Origin of the sequence: Vulcanisaeta sp., from assembly GCF_049966235.1 — an archaeon.
GTDB classification, from domain to species: Archaea; Thermoproteota; Thermoprotei; order Thermoproteales; family Thermocladiaceae; genus Vulcanisaeta; species Vulcanisaeta moutnovskia.
This window is the reverse complement of the sequence record NZ_JBMFVA010000072.1, coordinates 1-689: the sequence shown is the minus strand read 5'-3', so window position 1 is coordinate 689 and position 689 is coordinate 1. Positions and strand designations below refer to the sequence as shown.

1 protein-coding gene is annotated in these 689 nt (G+C 41.8%); it reads right to left on the bottom strand.

Going from position 1 to position 689, the window contains the following annotated elements:
* A partial coding sequence (locus ACP5L5_RS11765; RefSeq protein ID WP_428764014.1) for a TusE/DsrC/DsvC family sulfur relay protein occupies positions 1-614 on the bottom strand: 614 nt, incomplete at its 3' end.
* Positions 615-689 lie beyond the last annotated feature (75 nt).

Here is a 689-nt window from a genome sequence, read left to right as displayed (position 1 = left end):
GCAACGCCCTCAATGATAGCTATATCCGAACCCGAAGAATACCTGCAGAACCTTTCAACCACTTTGTTTCCCATTAAAATTTTATCCAGGTTCCTGCTGGGTTCTCCTGTAACCGCTGCATGATAGCTCGGATCTATGTAGTCAGGTCCAACTTTGAACATGGAAACCCTGTATCCGTGGGCAATCAGAGAACGGGCTAAAGCTATAGAAGCTAAAGTTTTACCGTTTTTTCCTTTATAGGATGAAACAATTAACCTGGGAGTTTCACATTCCATCCGTTTATACGCATCCCTGGGCTTTGGTGCGCCTGCTACCTTGCATGCTCCGTGAGCTGGTCCGTCAGGGAAAAGCTCGTATATGCTTTCCAAAGTTTCACCGGTTTCCTTTAACAGTATCTTTACAGGAGGACATACACCATAGGTTTCCCAGTATTTTCTAAGATACCTTATAAGCTTCCAGTGCCTTTCAGTAAGCTGCGTTATTCCTTCTATGTTTATAGCCATCCACTCTGCTACTTTCTCATCCCACGCTTCAGGATTCTGAAGAAAACCGTCTTCGTCTATCACAATTTTTTTGCCGTTTACTTCAAATTCTCCGGGGTAATTTACAACCATTCTGTTTCACCGAAAAAAACTAACTTGTTGTTTATAATTAAGCGTTATTCGACAAAAAAGGGAAATAACTTTTAG